This is a genomic window from Marinobacterium aestuariivivens, from assembly GCF_042661465.1.
In the GTDB taxonomy this organism is placed as follows: domain Bacteria; phylum Pseudomonadota; class Gammaproteobacteria; order Pseudomonadales; family Balneatricaceae; genus Marinobacterium_A; species Marinobacterium_A aestuariivivens.
The window spans coordinates 2,210,283-2,224,606 of sequence record NZ_JBHSWE010000001.1; the positions used below are offsets into that span (position 1 = coordinate 2,210,283).

The 14,324-nt window shown below is 63.2% G+C and carries 13 protein-coding genes and 4 pseudogenes; 9 read left to right on the top strand and 8 right to left on the bottom strand.

Features of this window, described 5'->3' with window-relative positions:
- Positions 1 to 23: 23 nt before the first annotated feature.
- Both ACFQDL_RS11480 and ACFQDL_RS11485 read right to left on the bottom strand, forming a co-directional pair.
- A complete protein-coding gene (locus tag ACFQDL_RS11480; protein WP_379909134.1) occupies positions 24 to 242 on the bottom strand; it encodes a TOBE domain-containing protein in 219 nt (72 codons plus the stop codon).
- Between the two features lie 35 nt (positions 243 to 277).
- Positions 278 to 814 (bottom strand): annotated as a pseudogene (locus tag ACFQDL_RS11485) (TOBE domain-containing protein); the annotation flags it as partial.
- A gap of 147 nt (positions 815 to 961) precedes the next feature.
- On the opposite strand from ACFQDL_RS11485, the gene modA reads away from it, so the two are divergent.
- From modA to ACFQDL_RS11505, 4 genes are read left to right on the top strand one after another with little or no spacing between them, the layout of a single operon-like run.
- On the top strand, positions 962 to 1,729 hold the full coding sequence (modA, locus tag ACFQDL_RS11490) for a molybdate ABC transporter substrate-binding protein (RefSeq protein ID WP_379909135.1): 768 nt from the start codon (positions 962 to 964) through the stop codon (positions 1,727 to 1,729).
- A gap of 3 nt (positions 1,730 to 1,732) precedes the next feature.
- On the top strand, positions 1,733 to 2,401 hold the full coding sequence (gene modB / locus ACFQDL_RS11495) for a molybdate ABC transporter permease subunit (RefSeq protein WP_379909136.1): 669 nt from the start codon (positions 1,733 to 1,735) through the stop codon (positions 2,399 to 2,401).
- On the top strand, positions 2,398 to 3,336 hold the full coding sequence (gene modC / locus ACFQDL_RS11500) for a molybdenum ABC transporter ATP-binding protein (RefSeq protein ID WP_379909137.1): 939 nt from the start codon (positions 2,398 to 2,400) through the stop codon (positions 3,334 to 3,336). The genes modB and modC overlap by 4 nt, the downstream gene beginning before the upstream one ends.
- Positions 3,303 to 3,461, top strand: coding sequence for a TOBE domain-containing protein (locus tag ACFQDL_RS11505; RefSeq protein WP_379913027.1), 159 nt, complete (start codon positions 3,303 to 3,305; stop codon positions 3,459 to 3,461). The genes modC and ACFQDL_RS11505 overlap by 34 nt, the downstream gene beginning before the upstream one ends.
- Positions 3,462 to 3,659: 198 nt before the next feature.
- Here ACFQDL_RS11505 and ACFQDL_RS11510 read toward each other — a convergent pair.
- The 3 genes and pseudogenes from ACFQDL_RS11510 to ACFQDL_RS11520 all read right to left on the bottom strand — a co-directional run.
- A pseudogene (locus tag ACFQDL_RS11510) lies at positions 3,660 to 4,046 on the bottom strand (NAD(P)/FAD-dependent oxidoreductase); the annotation flags it as partial.
- A complete protein-coding gene (locus ACFQDL_RS11515; RefSeq protein ID WP_379909138.1) occupies positions 3,989 to 4,651 on the bottom strand; it encodes an NAD(P)/FAD-dependent oxidoreductase in 663 nt (220 codons plus the stop codon). The pseudogene ACFQDL_RS11510 and the gene ACFQDL_RS11515, both read right to left, overlap by 58 nt.
- Positions 4,566 to 4,772 (bottom strand): annotated as a pseudogene (locus ACFQDL_RS11520) (FAD-dependent oxidoreductase); the annotation flags it as partial. The gene ACFQDL_RS11515 and the pseudogene ACFQDL_RS11520, both read right to left, overlap by 86 nt.
- 91 nt (positions 4,773 to 4,863) lie before the next feature.
- On the opposite strand from ACFQDL_RS11520, the gene ACFQDL_RS11525 reads away from it, so the two are divergent.
- A complete protein-coding gene (locus ACFQDL_RS11525) occupies positions 4,864 to 6,207 on the top strand; it encodes a glutamine synthetase family protein (RefSeq protein WP_379909139.1) in 1,344 nt (447 codons plus the stop codon).
- Between the two features lie 185 nt (positions 6,208 to 6,392).
- Here ACFQDL_RS11525 and ACFQDL_RS11530 read toward each other — a convergent pair whose 3' ends face one another.
- The gene (locus ACFQDL_RS11530) at positions 6,393 to 6,875 is read right to left on the bottom strand and encodes an Lrp/AsnC family transcriptional regulator (protein ID WP_379909140.1); all 483 of its coding nucleotides are present in this window, start codon (positions 6,873 to 6,875) and stop codon (positions 6,393 to 6,395) included.
- Positions 6,876 to 7,043: 168 nt separating this feature from the next.
- On the opposite strand from ACFQDL_RS11530, the gene hppD reads away from it, so the two are divergent.
- The 4 genes and pseudogenes from hppD to ACFQDL_RS11550 all read left to right on the top strand — a co-directional run bounded on the left by hppD (position 7,044) and on the right by ACFQDL_RS11550 (position 12,853).
- Positions 7,044 to 8,123 carry a 4-hydroxyphenylpyruvate dioxygenase gene (gene hppD / locus ACFQDL_RS11535; protein WP_379913029.1) on the top strand — a complete coding sequence of 360 codons (1,080 nt, stop codon included), beginning with the start codon at positions 7,044 to 7,046 and terminating at the stop codon, positions 8,121 to 8,123.
- A 132-nt stretch (positions 8,124 to 8,255) separates the two neighbouring features.
- Positions 8,256 to 9,644, top strand: coding sequence for a sodium-dependent transporter (locus tag ACFQDL_RS11540; protein ID WP_379909141.1), 1,389 nt, complete (start codon positions 8,256 to 8,258; stop codon positions 9,642 to 9,644).
- 60 nt (positions 9,645 to 9,704) lie between these two features.
- The gene (locus ACFQDL_RS11545; RefSeq protein WP_379909142.1) at positions 9,705 to 10,931 is read left to right on the top strand and encodes a Glu/Leu/Phe/Val dehydrogenase dimerization domain-containing protein; all 1,227 of its coding nucleotides are present in this window, start codon (positions 9,705 to 9,707) and stop codon (positions 10,929 to 10,931) included.
- Positions 10,932 to 11,340: 409 nt separating this feature from the next.
- Positions 11,341 to 12,853, top strand: a pseudogene (locus ACFQDL_RS11550) (FMN-binding glutamate synthase family protein).
- Between the two features lie 45 nt (positions 12,854 to 12,898).
- Here the strand turns inward: ACFQDL_RS11550 and ACFQDL_RS11555 are convergent.
- Positions 12,899 to 13,105 carry a PA3496 family putative envelope integrity protein gene (locus tag ACFQDL_RS11555; protein WP_379909143.1) on the bottom strand — a complete coding sequence of 69 codons (207 nt, stop codon included), beginning with the start codon at positions 13,103 to 13,105 and terminating at the stop codon, positions 12,899 to 12,901.
- A gap of 206 nt (positions 13,106 to 13,311) precedes the next feature.
- Positions 13,312 to 14,193 (bottom strand): MurR/RpiR family transcriptional regulator, encoded by an 882-nt coding sequence (locus ACFQDL_RS11560; RefSeq protein WP_379909144.1) that lies wholly within the window; start codon positions 14,191 to 14,193, stop codon positions 13,312 to 13,314.
- Positions 14,194 to 14,324: the final 131 nt, after the last annotated feature.

Below are 14,324 nucleotides of genomic sequence, written 5' to 3' on the forward strand. Positions count from 1 at the left end.
TAGCCATTTTCAATTGTCCCCCGTCACCCCAGCGTCGCCAGGATCACCTGATCGGGCGCGAAGCAGGCGTAAAGGGCGTCGCCTGTTTTGAAGGAAAGTCCGGCGGCCCTGTTCCGGGGCACCAGAGCGCAGAGCGGTTCTCCGCCGTCCAGTTCGATCCGGTACTCGTCGAATTCGGTGCCCCGCTCGATCCCGGCCAGGGTGCCGGCCAGGCGGTTGTCCCGCACGTCTTCTCGCTCCACGTCCGCGGGCTCGAGCCATACCCAGGGGCCTTGACCAGCGCCAGCACCTCCTTGCCGACAGCCAGGTTCAGCCGCCGTGCGCTGCGCTCGGTGATATCGGCATGGATCAGTTCGCCGCCGTCCAGGCGCACGCTGACCTTGTGGCTGATGTCTTCCGGCTTCAGGCGTTCGACGCGACCGAACAGCTGGTTGCGGGCGCTGGTCTGCAGGCCGAAGCGGCTGACCACCGACAGCAGGCTGTCGAGAGAGACCCGCTCGTCCTGCACCGCGGCGACCGCCATCGCCTCGATCTCGCCGAGCAGCCGGTATATCTTGAGCAGCCGCTCGCCATAATCGGTCAGCTCGGCGCCGCCACCGCCCCTGCCTCCGGTTTCCCGGCTGACCAGCGGCCGGTCGGCCAGGGCGTTCATCTCGGCGACGGCATCCCAGGCGAACTTGTAGCTGACGCCCGCAGCCTTGGCGCCACGGCTGATCGATCCCTCGGTGCGTATCGCCTCGAGCAGGCGGATGCGTTTCGGGTTGATGAAGTCCCGGCCCTGCGTCTGCAGGGTCAGCAGGATATCCAGTTCCATCGCTCATTCCGTCCGGACAAAAGCCTATTGTGGCGCCTGCCGATCCCTGGCTCCAGTGGTTGTATTAATTTTTATATAACGCTAAATTCAACCCATTCGCTATATAAATAAAAATATAACCATGTGCTGAGTGAGGGACGAAACAGAATGAAAAGGGCGGCTTTCGCGGGGTTGCTGGCAGGGTTGCTGAGTCTGTCGGTGCCGGGCCATGCTGACGAAATTCGCGTTGCGGTGGCGACCAACTTCGTCGAGGTGATGCGCGAGCTGGCAGCCGATTTCGAGCGCGAGACCGGCCATGAGGTGACGCTGTCGTCCGGTGCGACGGGCAAGCTCTATGCCCAGATCAAAAACGGCGCGCCCTTCGACCTGTTCCTTGCCGCCGATGACAGGCGTCCCGAGCTGCTCGAGCAGGAGGGCGTGGCACTGGCGGGCAGCCGCTTCACCTATGCGCTGGGGGAGCTGGTGCTCTGGAGCCCGCAGCCGGATCTGATCGACGGCGGCCCCGAGGTACTGGAAGCGGCTCCGTTCGACTATCTGTCGATCGCCAACCCCAAGACTGCACCTTACGGCCGGGCTGCACAGCAGACACTGGAACGGCTCGGTCTCTGGGCGAATCTGGAGGGCAGACTGGTGCGGGGCGAGAATATCGGCCAGGCCTACCAGTATGTCCACAGCGGCAATGCGGCGCTGGGCTTTGTCGCCAGATCCCAGGTCTACCGTAACGGTGAATACACAGCGGGCTCGTACTGGCGTGTGCCGGCCGACTTCCACGAACCTGTCGTGCAGCAGGCGGTACAGCTGCGCGAAGGTGAAGCCGTGACGGCACTGCTCGACCATATGCGCACCCCCGCAGCCCGGGCGTTGATCGAAAGCTATGGCTACGGCACCCTGGCGCCGCAGATGGAAGGGCGCTGATTGATGTTCAGCGAGCAGGATATCGCGGCACTCTGGATCACCGTCCAGCTGGCGGCCGTGACCACGGCGCTCCTGCTGGTGCTGGGTACGCCGCTGGCCTGGTGGCTCAGTCAGAGCCGCTGGCGCGGCAAGGTGCTGATCGAGGCGCTGGTGGCGCTGCCGCTGGTGCTGCCGCCCACGGTGCTCGGCTTCTATCTGTTGCTGGCGATTGGCCCCGACGGTCCCATCGGGCGCTGGTTCGACCGCGGTCTGGCATTCAGCTTCAGCGGTCTGGTGCTGGGCTCGGCGGTCTATTCGTTGCCCTTCGTCGTGCAGCCGTTGCAGGGCGCCTTCTCGGCTATCGGCCGTCGACCACTCGAAGTCGCGGCCACTCTCGGTGCCCCGCCCCGGGACGCCTTTATCAGCGTCGTGGTGCCGCTGGCCCGCAGCGGTTTCCTGACCGCGACGATACTGGGATTCGCCCATACCCTCGGCGAGTTCGGCGTGGTGCTGATGATCGGGGGCAACATACCGGGCCTGACCCAGGTGGTCTCGATCGCCATCTACGAGCATGTCGAAACCCTGGAGTACGCCCAGGCGCATCAGCTCTCGGCACTGCTGCTGCTGCTGTCGTTCGCGACCCTGCTGGTGGTCTATCTGTTCAACCGGCGTTTTTCGGTGGTGCATCCATGACAATCGAGGCGGCCTTCAAACTCGTGCGTCCGGGGTTCAGTCTCGATGTCGAATTCAGCCTGCCGCTTGCCGGGGTAACGGCGCTGTTCGGCCCGTCTGGCTGCGGCAAGACGAGCCTGCTGCGGGCGATGGCGGGACTGGAGCGGGCCAGCGGGCATTTTCGCCTCGGCGACCGCCGCTGGCAGGATGGCGACCATTTCGTGCCGACCCACCGGCGCTCGCTGGGTTATGTCTTCCAGGAGGCCAGCCTGTTCCCGCACCTGTCGGTTGAGGGCAACCTGCTCTATGGCTGGAAACGGCTGCCGGCAGAGCGGCGGCGTATCCGCCCGGCCGAGGTGATCGACTGGCTCGGCCTGGCGGCGTTGCTCGAACGTCCGGCGACCGCGCTTTCCGGCGGACAGCGCCAGCGCGTCGCCATCGGCCGGGCACTGTTGGCCAGTCCCGATCTGCTGCTGATGGACGAGCCGCTGTCGGCACTGGACCGGCAGGCAAAACGGCAGATTCTGCCCTTTACCGAACAACTGGCCTTGCGGTCCGGCGTGCCGATCTTCTACGTCACTCATGCCGCCGACGAGGTCGAGCGACTCGCCGACCGCGTGATCTTCATGAGCGACGGGCGTATCGAGCGGATCGAGCGCCTGCAGCAGGCGCTGGCACGGCCCGATTCGCCGCTGTTCGCCGAGGAGGGGGCCGCGAGTATCCTTCATGGTCGCGTCGGCGACCCCTCGACGATGGCCGCACCCCTTTCGATTTCAACGGCCTGCGGCTGTGGCTGGTCAAACCTCTGCAACGGCCGGTTGAGCGGGCCCGCCTGCGCATACTGGCCTCGGACGTCAGTCTGGCCACCCGCAAGCCTGGCGACATTTCCATCCTCAATCAGCTGGACCTGCGGATCACCCGGATTCATCCGCCACGCGAAGGGCGGGTACTGGTAAGCGGTATTCTCGCCGATGGCCAGATGCTCGCGGCCGAAGTCTCCGCCTACTCGGTCAGCCAGCTGGCGCTGCGGGAAGGGCAAAGGGTCTACGCGCTGATCAAGGCGGTGGCGTTGCTGGGGTGAACGGTCAAAAGCGGTCACGCAACGAGTAGTAGAGCATGCCGGTGACCAGCATGGGCCAGCGCAACAGGGTCCCCCGGGAAAGGTCGGTGTCGGTATTGCGGCCATGACGTCGAAGCGTTCGGCACTGCCGCTGACGGCCTCGGCGATCAGTTTGCCGCCGAGGGTGGCCAGGGCGATGCCGTGACCGGAGTAGCCCTGGGCCACGAACAGCGACGGGTCGAGGCGACGAAAAAACGGCAGTCGATTCAGCGTGATGGCGAGGGCCCCGCCCCAGGCATAGTCGATGCCGGTACCGGCCAGTTGCGGATAGACTTCGAGCAGGTGCCTGCGCACAAAGTCGGCAATATTGCCGGGGAAGCGATTGCTGTAGTTCTCGCCGCCGCCGAACAGCAGACGCCGGTCGGCGGAGAGGCGGAAATAGTTGACCACGAAACGGGAGTCGGCCACGGCGACATCGTCGCGAATCAGGGCGCGTGCCGTCCCCTCGTCCAGCGCCTCGGTGGCGAGAATGAAGTTGTTGATCGGCATTATCTTGCCCGCGATACGGGGCTCCAGCTGGCCGAGATAGGCATTGCAGGCCAGCACGACATACTCGGCCCTGACCGTACCGCCTGCCGTTTCGATACGGGGGCGGGGCCTGTTTGGTAGCGCAGCACCCGGCTTGATTCATGGATCCGCACGCCCCTCGCAACGGCGGCGGTTGCGAGGCCCAGGGCATAATTCAGGGGGTGCAGGTGGAGGGCGTCGCTGAACAGCTGGGCGCCATGGTAGCGGTCGGTTCCCAGCATGGGCTCGAGCTCGGCGCGGGGCACGAACCTTACGCCCTCGTAACCATAGTCGCGTTGCAGCTTCTCGACCGCGCGTTGCATCGGTTCCAGGTGGGAGGCCTTGAAAGCGGTATGCAGGATACCGGACTTGAGGTCGCAGTCGATCCGGTGCTGAAGGATCAGGTTCCGTACCAGCGCGACCGCTTCGAGCGACAGCTCCCAGAGCGCCCGGGCATGGGTCGGTCCGAGCATGCGCTCGAGGCTGCCCTGGTCCTGGTTCTGCCCGACGCACACCGCCGCCATTGCGGCCCGAGGCGCCCTGGCCGATGCGGCCGGCTTCCAGCAGCACCACCCGGTAACCCCGTTCGGCCAGGTGCAGTGCCGCCGAGAGTCCGGTATAGCCGCCGCCGATAACGCAGACATCGGCCGTCGTCTCTCCCTCCAGCGCTGTGCAGACCGGCCCTGGCCTGGCCGTGGCGGCATAGTAGTTGTTGCTGTCCAGGCCCTGACGAGCGGGCCGGGGCGCAAGTGTCGAGTCGTTCATCGTCGCAGCGCTCGGGCTGTAGTTAAGCGAATATTAGTCCGCCGCCATCTTGCTCTACAATTCGATCAACCGGGGTAATCGGATTTACGCCATGGATATCGTCAAGAAGTTCCTGCAGCAACACAGCATCAGTGAAATTGAATGCCTGGTGCCGGACATGACCGGCAACGCCCGGGGCAAGTTCCTGCCGACGCGCAAGTTCATCGCCGAACCGAGGGCGCGACTGCCGGAAAGCATCCTGATCCAGACCGTGACCGGCGACTGGTCGGAGGAGCACGATCAGCTGGTGGACCCGGCGGACAGGGATATGGTTCTGCAGCCTGATCCAAGTACCCTGCGGCTGGCGCCCTGGGCCAAGGAGCCCACGGCGCAGCTGATCTTCGACTGCTACGACAGCGAAGGCAATCAGCATCCGCTGTCGACCCGCAGCGTGCTGCGCCGGGTGCTGGCACTGTATGAAGCCGAAGGTCTGACCCCTGTGGTGGCGCCCGAGGTCGAGTTCTACCTGGTGCAGAAAAACCTCGACCCCGACTACGAACTCAAGGCGCCGATCGGCCGTTCGGGCCGTTACGAGGTGGCCCGCCAGTCCTACAGCATCGATGCGGTCAACGAGTTCGATCCGGTGATCGACACCCTCTACCGCTACTGCGAGCGACAGGCGCTCGATGTCGATACGCTGATCCACGAATCCGGTGCCGGTCAGATGGAGATCAACTTCAAGCACGGCGACGCCCTTGCGCTGGCCGATCAGGTCTTTACCTTCAAGCGCACGCTGCGCGAGACGGCGCTCGAGCACGATATCTACGCCACCTTCATGGCCAAGCCGATGGAGCGCGAGCCTGGCAGCTCGATGCATATTCACCAGAGCCTGATCGACAGCCGTACCGGCCGGAACCTCTTTGCCGGTGACAATGGACGTTTCAGCGACCGTTTCTATCACTATATTGGTGGGCTGCAGAAATATGTGCCGGCGGCGATCGGCTTCTTCGCGCCGAACGTCAACTCCTACCGCCGCTTTGTGCCCGATATCGCGGCGCCGATCAATCTGCAGTGGGGGCTCGACAACCGCACCACCGGGCTTCGGGTGCCCGATTCGCCGCGGGAAGCGACCCGTATCGAGAACCGCTTTGCCGGCGCCGATGCCAATCCCTACCTGGCCATCGCGCTGTCGCTGGCCTGTGGCTACCTGGGCATGAAGGAGCAGCTGCAGCCATCGGCACCGGCCGAAGGCAGTGCCTACGGCCACAACAGCCGCGTCGAGATCGCCCGTACCCTCGAGGAGGGGTTGCGTCTGCTGGCCGCCTGCCAGCCGCTGCAGGAGATCCTCGGCGAGCGCTTCGTGCGCGCCTTCATCGCCGTCAAGCTGGCCGAATACGAGGCCTTCGCCAAGGTCATCAGCTCCTGGGAACGGGAATACCTGCTGCTGCGGGTTTGACGCGCCTACGTATGTAACTCTCCGCATGGTCTGATCCCGGGTAGGGTGGAATGAGCGCCGAAGGCGCGAATTCCACCGGGGCTTTCGGCGGGCACCTCGGTTCGACTCTTTGGTTTCGCTGCGAGCTGACATCACCGGTGGAATTCGCTTCGCTCATTCCACCCTACGTTCCTACAACCCTCCCGTCACCACCGGATCGGCAGCTCGGTCGTCGATTTCAGCGTCTGCAGCAGCAGGTTGGATTTGACGTTCGAGACCATCGGCAGGTTCAGCAGACGATGCAGCGTGATATCGGCGAAGGCCTTGAGGTCCGGCGCGATCACCTTGAGCATGTAGTCGGCATCGCCGGCCACGCCCCAGCACTCCAACACTTCCGGGTATTCGATGATTGCCCGGCGGAAGTCTTCGGCAATCTTCTCGCTGTGCTTGTCGAGCGACACGCTGACCAGCGCCATGACGCCCAGCCCGACCCTTTCCGGGTCCAGTTGGGCCACATACCTCTGCACCACGCCGGATTCCTCCAGCTTCTGACGCCGCCGCTGGCACTGCGACGGCGACAGGTGAACCAGCTCCGACAACTCGACATTGCTGAGCCGGCCATTCTGCTGCAGCGCCTCGAGAATTCTGATGTCCAGACGGTCCAACTCGACCTGATGCGAGGTTCTCACGATTTATGACTCCAGGATGCGGGAATCTTGTGAAAGTTAAGCATTTCGGGCGCACTTTGCAAAAAAACGCGCGGCCGATCCTCTAAGCTATCTCCCCATCGATTGACTTAAGTCAATTTTTACCAGAACGACGGGACTGAAGGAGATAACAACAATGGGCCTTGCACAATCCGCTGCGACCACCACCGACCTCTGGGACAACCCCTGGGCACCGACGGCTTCGAATTCGTCGAGTATGCCTCCAGCGAGCCGGAAAAGCTGGCCGCGCTGTTCGAAAAGATGGGCTTCGTCGCCGTTGCCCGTCACCGCAGCAAGAACGTGACCCTGTACCGCCAGGGCGATATCAACTTCATCCTCAATGCCGAGCCCCATAGCCGCGCCGAGGCCTTCGCCCGTGACCACGGCCCCTGTGCCAATGCGATGGCATTCCGTGTCGCCGATGCCGGGGCGGCACGCGATGCGCTGGTGGCCGGCGGTGCGACGCCGGTCGAGTCGGGGGCAGGTCCCATGGAGCTGCATATTCCGGCGGTCGAAGGCATCGGCGGTTCGCTGATCTACCTGGTCGACCGTTACGGCGATAAGGATATCTACGATATCGACTTCCGTCCGATTCCGGGCGTCGATCAGCACCCGAAAGGTGCGGGCCTGACCTATATCGACCACCTGACCCACAACGTCGCCAAGGGCAACATGGACCTCTGGGCCGGTTTTTACGAGCGGCATTTCAATTTCAGGGAAGTGCGCTATTTCGATATCGAAGGCAAGCTGACGGGCCTCAAGTCCCGCGCCATGACCAGCCCCTGCGGCAAGATTCGCATCCCGATCAACGAGTCGTCCGACGACAAGAGCCAGATCGAGGAGTTTCTCAAGGAATACAACGGCGAGGGCATCCAGCACATCGCCCTGGGCACCGGCAACATCTACGAGACGGTCGAAGCCCTGCGCGCGCGCGGCGTGGCCTTCCTGTCGACGCCGGATACCTACTACGAGAAAGTCGATCAGCGTCTGCCGGGTCATGGCGAGGACCTGGTCCGGCTGCACCGCGAGAGCATCCTCATCGACGGCGCCCCGACCCAGGGCCAGGGGCTGCTGTTGCAGATCTTCACCGATACCGTGATCGGTCCGATCTTTTTCGAGATCATTCAGCGCAAGGGCAATGAAGGATTCGGCGAAGGCAATTTCCAGGCGCTGTTCGAATCGATCGAGGAAGACCAGATTCGCCGCGGCGTGCTTGCCGCAGACGCGTAGGTTTGCCATTAACCTGCGCTAAACCGGTTTTCTTCTGTGCTGTCGATGATCCCCTACCCGGGATTGTCGGCCCGCCGGCCCTGATCGGGCCGTGTGGGCACCGATAATAACGCTAAAAACAGGACTCTACCCTTGTCTACTACCACTACTGCCTCGCAGGTGGCGGGCGCTGCACCCGCCCCGGCGCTCTGGTCGTCCCGACTGGCCTTTATACTCGCGGCTGCCGGCTCCGCCGTCGGCCTCGGCAATATCTGGAAATTTCCGTACATCACCGGCGAGAACGGCGGCGGCGCCTTCGTGCTGGTCTACCTGGTCTGCATCGCGGTGATCGGCATTCCGATCATGATGGCCGAGGTGATGCTCGGCCGTCGCGGCCGTCACAGCCCGATCAACAGCATGCGCGAAGTCGCCCGCCAGGAAGGCGTCTCGAGCCACTGGAAGGCGATCGGCTGGCTGGCGACCCTGGCGGCGTTTCTGATCCTGTCGTTCTACAGCGTGATCGCGGGCTGGACCATTCCCTATATCTTCCACGCCATCCAGGGCGACCTGGCCGGCGTCGACGCCGACCGGGCCGGCCAGATGTTCGGCGATCTGCTGGCCTCGCCCATCGAACTGACGGTCTGGCACAGCCTGTTCATGGCGCTGGCGGTGCTGGTCTCGATTGGCGGCGTGCGCCATGGCCTGGAGCGTGCCGTGACCTGGCTGATGCCGGCATTGCTGGCGCTGCTGATCCTGCTGGTGGGCTATGGCATGACGACCACGCACTTCGGCGCGGCGGTGAGCTTCCTGTTCGAGCCGGACTTCTCCAGCCTGACCGCCGAGGCCGTACTGGTGGCGCTGGGGCACGCCTTCTTCACCCTGAGCCTGGCCAGCGGTTCGATGATGGCCTACGGCGCCTACCTGCCGAAGGGCGTTTCGATTGCCCGCACCTCGCTGACGGTGGCGTTCATGGACACCGGCGTGGCGCTGATGGCGGGGCTGGCGATCTTCCCGATCGTCTTTGCCAACGGCCTCGAACCCGGCGCCGGTCCCGGCCTGATCTTCAATACCCTGCCGGTGGCGTTCGGCCAGATGCCGGGCGGCAGCTTCTTCGCCACGCTGTTCTTCGTACTGCTGCTGTTCGCCGCCTGGACCTCGGCGCTGTCGATGCTGGAGTCGGTGGTCAAATGGCTCGAGGAGCACGGCATGAGGCGCGCCAAGTCGGCCATCGTCGGCGGCCTGGCGGCATGGTTTGTAGGCCTGACCACGGTACTGTCGCTGAATGTCTGGTCCGGCTTCACACCGCTCGACGCCTTCGAGCGCTTCGAGGGCAAGACGCTGTTCGACCTTTACGACTTCCTGACCGCCAACGTGATGATGCCGGTCGTGGCCCTGCTGACTGCCGTTTTCGTCGGCTGGATCATGAAGAAGTCCTCCAGCGAAGAGGAACTGGGCGGCGGTAAAGGTCACCGTCTCTGGCTGTTCGTGCTGCGTTACCTGACGCCGGTCGGCGTACTGGTGCTGTTCCTCTACAACCTCTGATCGATTCCCGGAACCGGCCGGGCCCGAGGGTCCGGTCCCGCAATAAACAGGTTTGATACGATGAAAGAACTACTGCAGAAATTTGAAAACAAGGCGCCGGAAATCGTCTTCGAGTGGCACGATGCCGAAACCGAAGCCCGGGGCTGGGTGGTGATCAACTCGCTGCGCGGCGGTGCGGCCGGCGGCGGTACCCGCATGCGCAAGGGGCTGGATCGTCACGAGGTCGAATCCCTGGCCAAGACCATGGAGGTGAAGTTCTCGGTCTCGGGCCCGGCCATCGGCGGCGCCAAGTCCGGTATCGACTTCGACCCGGCCGATCCGCGCAAGCACGAGGTGCTCAAGCGCTGGTACAAGGCCGTGGCGCCACTGCTGAAAACCTACTACGGCACCGGCGGCGATCTCAATGTCGACGAGGTGCACGAGGTGATCCCGATCACCGAGAGCTACGGTCTCTGGCATCCGCAGGAAGGTGTGGTCAATGGCCATTTCAATCCGACCACCAGCGAGCAGATCCAGAAGGTCGGTCAGCTGCGTCTGGGCGTCGCCAAGATTGTCGAGGACAGCCGTTATACCCCGGACTACGGCCGCAAGTACGTGGTCGCGGATCTGATCACCGGCTGGGGTGTGGCCGAGGCCGTGCACCACTACTACAACATCTATGGCGGCGATGTGCGCAACAAGCGCGTGATCGTTCAGGGCTGGGGCAATGTCGGTTCCGCGGCTGCCTACTACCTGGCGCAGCAGGGCGCGCGTATCGTCGGCATCATCGACCGTGCCGGCGGCCTTATCGAGCCGGAAGGGCTGTCGTTCGAGCAGGTACGCGAACTGTTCCTGAACAAGAAAGGCAATCAGCTCGACGCGGACAGGCTGCTGTCGTTCGAAGAGGTCCAGGCGCGTATCTGGGATATGGGAGCCGAGATTTTCCTGCCCTGCGCTGCATCGCGACTGGTGACCCGCGACCAGGTCGACCGCATGGCCGACAATGGCCTCGAAGTGGTCTCCTGCGGCGCCAACGTGCCGTTCAACGATCCGGAGATCTTCTACGGCTCGATCTACGAATACGCCGATTCCAGGGTCAGCGTCCTGCCGGATTTCATCGCCAACTGCGGCATGGCCCGGGTGTTCGCCTTCCTGATGCAGGACAGGGCCGAGATCTCCGACGAGGCAATCTTCGCCGATGTCTCGGCCACGGTGCGTGATGCCCTGGCCAAGACCCACGGCGAATCCCGCGAGCCGGTCCGGATCGCCAGCACGGCCTTCGAGATCGCGCTGAAGCAGCTGGTCTGATCGGGTTGACCGAAACAACAGCGCCCACCGACCGGTGGGCGCTGTTGTTTCTGGAGTAAGCGGTGAGTGGTGAGTCGTTAACGTCCGGCCTCCGGGCGAATGAACTCGCCGGGCGGCGCGATTCCTGTACAGCTATAACGATCATGTTTGTTTGGGTCGCATATTCAGGGACGAATGTTATGGCCCGTCGTATTGCCTTCCGGATGATCACCTGCCGTCCGATGGCAAGGCGCCTGCGGCGCCTATGATGGGGTACACCGCCACACGCCCCGAGAGAGCCGGCCCGTGGGCAGTGCTGGCGGCTCTCCCCATCCTACGCCCTTCGCCGCGAGGCGCGGCTCCTACGCGCTTCACGCCTTCCGCCCGCACGGGTAGCATAGAGCCCTTCCAAGGCTTGCCGAGGCGCCTCATGACCGATGCCGTCACCTCTTTCGCGATTCATTTCACTGCTGTCGTCGGTGTGCTTTTCCTGCTGTTCCTGGCCGGGCTCGCTTTAACCGCGCTGGCGATGTACCAGATCGACAAGCGCCAGACCCGCCACAGTATCCGCCGTAATTTCCCGCTGGTGGGCCGTTTTCGCTACCTGTTCGAGCACCTGGGCGAGTTTTTCCGCCAGTACTTTTTCGCCATGGATCGGGAAGAGCTGCCGTTCAATCGTGCCCAGCGCTCCTGGGTCTATCGTGCCGCCAAGAATATCGACAATACCACCGCCTTCGGCTCGACCCGCGATCTGCGACAGCCCGGCACCTACTATTTCCTTAACTGCCCCTTCCCGACGCTGTCTGAGGACAGTGCCCGCTCCATGCCGATGCGGATCGGCCCATACTGCCGCGAGCCTTACGACGCCCCATCCTTTTTCAATATATCCGGCATGAGTTACGGCGCCCTTTCGCGTCCGGCCGTGCGGGCACTGTCCCAAGGCGCCCAGTTGGCGGGGTGTTGGATGAACACGGGCGAGGGGGACTGACGCCCTATCATCTGGAGGGGGCTGCGATCTGGTGGTGCAGATCGGGACGGCGAAATATGGTGTCAGGGACGAGCATGGCCGGCTGTCCGACGAGAAACTGAGGGAAAAGGCGGCCATTCGCCAGGTGAGGATGTTCGAGCTCAAGCTCAGTCAGGGCGCAAAGCCGGGCAAGGGAGGCATATTGCCGGCGGAGAAGGTGACGGCCGAGGTGTCGGAAATTCGCGGCATCCCCGCGGGCCAGGCGTCGATCAGCCCGAACCGCCATCCGGAGATCGACTCCATCGACGACCTGCTGGACATGATCGAGCGAGTGCGCAGCGTCACCGGCAAACCCTGTGGTGTCAAACTCGTCCTCGGCTCGACCGGCTGGCTCGAGGATCTGTGTCAGGTGATTCTGCGGCGCGGGCCGAAATCGGCACCGGATTTCATCACCCTGGACGGCTCCGATGGCGGGACCGGCGCGGCACCGATGCCGCTGATGGACAGCGTTGGCCTGCCGTTGCGCGAAAGTCTGCCGATCCTGGTCAACAAGCTGTCGGAGCATGGCTTGCGCGAGCGGGTGCGGGTGGTCGCCTCCGGCAAGCTGATCAACCCGACCGATGTGGCCGCCGCCATCTGTATCGGAGCGGATTTCGTCGTCAATGCCCGTGGTTTCATGTTTTCACTGGGCTGCATTCAGGCGATGCAATGCAACCGCAATACCTGCCCGGCCGGCGTGACGACCCACAATCCGGAGCTGCAGCGCGGGCTGGTACCGGAAGACAAGGCTGAAAGGGTGCGGCACTACCATGACAATCTGGTGCATGAGGTCGAACTCATTGCCCACGCATGCGGTGTGCCCGAGCCGAGGCTGCTGCGGCGGGAGCATGCGGCGATGGTGGTGGAAGGCGGTCGTTCGGTACCGCTGAGCGTACTCTTCCCCGGCACCGGCTCCCACCATCAACCGGGGGCCTGAATGAGGGGTTGAGGAATGCCGAAACAGGGGGCGGGCCCCTGTGGCCTAGCTCTCGTCGAACCAGGCTTCGTCGTCGATATCGCGGGACAGCTCGCGCTCTTCTCGATGACGCTCAATGGCGCGTCTGGCTTCGAGGGCCCGGCGGGAGGCACGTTTTTTCCGTTCCTGCTTTTCTTCTTCCTCGAATCCGACCAGTACATTGAAGACTTCGGTCTGAACGGCGTTGAGATCCTGATTTTTCCGTATCAGCATAGTATCAGCTCCTCGACCTCGGGAGCCCTGCGCCAGCCTGCGGCGGGAAAACCTCTGGCTGACTCAGAGACTCCGCATTACTCAGGCGCCAAGGTCGGCGCCATGTTGCATTGCAGTAAAAGAATCGCCGACTTCTCTTTTATCGCATATTCGACGATTTTTCAAACAGCAGTGACAGGATAGGGAGCCTTTGTTGCAGCCTGATGTCAGCTTTCGGGCCGACGCAGGGGCGGACGCTTGTCGTTCAGGCGCAGGTTGCGCAGGCTGCGTTTGATGGTTTTGAGATGATCGAGCAGGGCGGGGCCGAGCTTCATCGCAACCCCGACGGCCAGCACGTCGATGACCACCAGGTGCACGACCCGGGATGACATCAGGGCGCTGAGGTCCTTGTCTTCTTCCAGATCGGTATGGATGGCGATGGTGGCCAGGTCCGCCAGCGGCGTATTGCTCGGACACAGGGTGATGACGGTGGCGCCGGTTTCGCGTACCAGGCGCACGCTGTGCAGCAGATCCTTGGTGCGGCCGGTCTGGGAGACGGCAATCACCACATCCCCCTCGGACAGGGTGACAGCCGAGATCGTCTGCATGTGGGGGTCCGAGTAGGCCGCGGCGAGAATCTTGAGGCGATAGAGCTTGTGCTGGGCATCCATGCAGACCGGCGCCGAGGCGCCAAAACCGTAGATTTCGACCCTTGGCGCCTTGGCCAGCGCATCGATCGCGGCTTCGAGGGTTTCCGGATCGAGTTCCTCGCGGATGCTGATCAGGTTGCCGATCATCGAGTCGAAGATCTTCTGCTTGAACTCGCGGACCGTGTCCTTGGAATCGAGCGAGAACTGCTCGAAGCTCGGGCTGCTTGCCAGCCCCTGGGCCAGGGTCAGCTTGAAATCTTGAAAGCCGTCGTAGTTGAGCGCGCGGCAGAAGCGCACCACCGTCGGCTCGCTGACACTCGCTTCAGAGGCCAGGTCGACGATGCGCATATGGATCACTTCGTTGGGGTTGGCCAGAACATAGTCCGCGACCTTCTGCTCGGATTTGCGCAGCTTCGGACGCGCATCTGCGATCGATTTGAGCAGGTTAAAGGAGTTCAAGGCATTTCCCTTTTTCTAACAACTACTTGGCCGGCCCCGATTATAGCAATGAAAGTCGGAGGGAGCCTATCCTGAGAGGGGTCGTCGCCACGGCGCTGCCAATTGCAGCCATGCAAGGTGCGTGCTACCTT